At 47.9% G+C, this 1,681-nt stretch carries 2 protein-coding genes; one reads left to right on the forward strand and one right to left on the reverse strand.

The genetic code is table 11. The features are described from left to right. A partial coding sequence (gene proB, locus NZ772_18555) for a glutamate 5-kinase (protein MCS6815558.1) occupies nucleotides 1-681 on the reverse strand: 681 nt, incomplete at its 3' end. 488 nt (nucleotides 682-1,169) lie between these two features. Between proB and NZ772_18560 the strand changes: the two genes are divergently transcribed. Next, on the forward strand, nucleotides 1,170-1,681 hold a 512-nt coding region (locus NZ772_18560), incomplete at its 3' end, for a class I tRNA ligase family protein (GenBank protein MCS6815559.1).

Raw genomic sequence — 1,681 nt, forward strand, 5'->3', positions numbered from 1 at the left:
AGTTGCTATTTTGGCCGCCGCTAGTTTCGTCGTCATGCCACCAGTGCCCCAGGCAGAGCCACGATCGCCCACTTGCACAGTCAACCGCTCTACGTCAGCAACCCGATCAATGGGTTGAGCATTGGGATCATGGCGGGGATCAGCGGAATAGAGGCGATCCACATCCGTTAACAAAAATAGCCAATCTGCCTGCACTAGACTGGCAACTAGAGCCGAGAGAGTGTCATTATCCCCAAACTTGAGTTCATCGACCGCAACCGTGTCATTCTCATTAACGATCGGGATCACACCTAACCGCAATAGCTCACGAAATGTATTGCAGACCCGTACATAGCGCGATCGCTGCTCTAGATCACTCCGAGTTAGCAACACCTGAGCAATGGGTTGTTGTAGCGAGGTAAATAAGTCATCATAGACTCGCATCAACCGTCCCTGACCAACAGCAGCCACCGCTTGTTTCAACGCTATGGACTTAGGACGTTGCTGCAACCCCAACCGTGCACATCCTACCCCTACGGCTCCCGATGAAACAAGAATCACCGCATGTCCCTGTCGGCGTAGACGACAGATGACTTCCACCAGCAGAGCAATTGTCGAAAGCGCTAGTTGTCCAGGAGTAGTATCTGATGCTACAGTCGTCAAACTTGAGGTTCCAATCTTAATAACCAACCGTTGAGGCATAGACTACACGCCCAAACCTTGCTCAAAAAACCTGCTCAACCAGCCAATGTGACAGCTATGTGAAGTATGGCCTAAAACTTACAAAGCGCCAACCACTCTATCGGTGAGGGCTAGCGCTTTGCAACATGTATCTACTGGGATTTAACGTTAAGGTCTTTATTAAGCTGACCTCATTTGAACACAATCTAGTCTGCCAGAGGGATGCGATGAGAGCGGAAGTCATAATGTTTTCTTTATATTTACTTTTGTTGGTAGAGATTACAAAACATAACAATCCTGTTGCAAATTCTGAACTACTGTCTGAGTCAGATTTTCGCCACATTCATCACAGGCAACATACAATGGCTGTCTAGCAATGACTATCTAGTGCCGTCAACGGTTTCCCATGCTCTACCTATATAGACAGAAACTGAAACCACTAGAGAATATAATTTAAGACTGTTCCTGTTGGATTGGCCCAGCTTCCGTGCCCACTTGCTATCGTCTCTATGACCCTCACCCTTTACAACACATTGTTCCGGCGTAAACAAGTCTTTGAACCATTGGTAGCTGGTCAAGTCTTTATCTATTGCTGCGGGGTGACAGTGTATGACTACTGTCACTTAGGCCATGCTCGCTCCTACGTTGTTTGGGATGTGTTGCGACGCTACCTGATGTGGTTAGGGTATCAGGTTCGGTATGTGCAAAATTTCACGGATATTGACGACAAAATCCTAAAGCGAGCGCGCCAAGAGGGATCCACCATGGATGAAGTAGCTGAGCGCTACATTCAGACCTATTTTGAAGACATGGCGCAACTAAACGTTCTCGCAGCAGATGAATATCCTCGTGCTACCCATACAATCGATGGCATTAAACGCCTAATTGCTGACCTAGAACGACAGGGCATAGCCTATCAAGCTGATGGAGATGTGTACTATGCAGTGCGGCAATTTCCCAGCTATGGGAAGTTGTCAGGACGCAAGTTGGATGATATGCAGGCTGGAGCAAGCGGTCGTGT

The organism is Cyanobacteriota bacterium, from assembly GCA_025054735.1.
In the GTDB taxonomy this organism is placed as follows: Bacteria; Cyanobacteriota; Cyanobacteriia; order SKYG9; family SKYG9; genus SKYG9.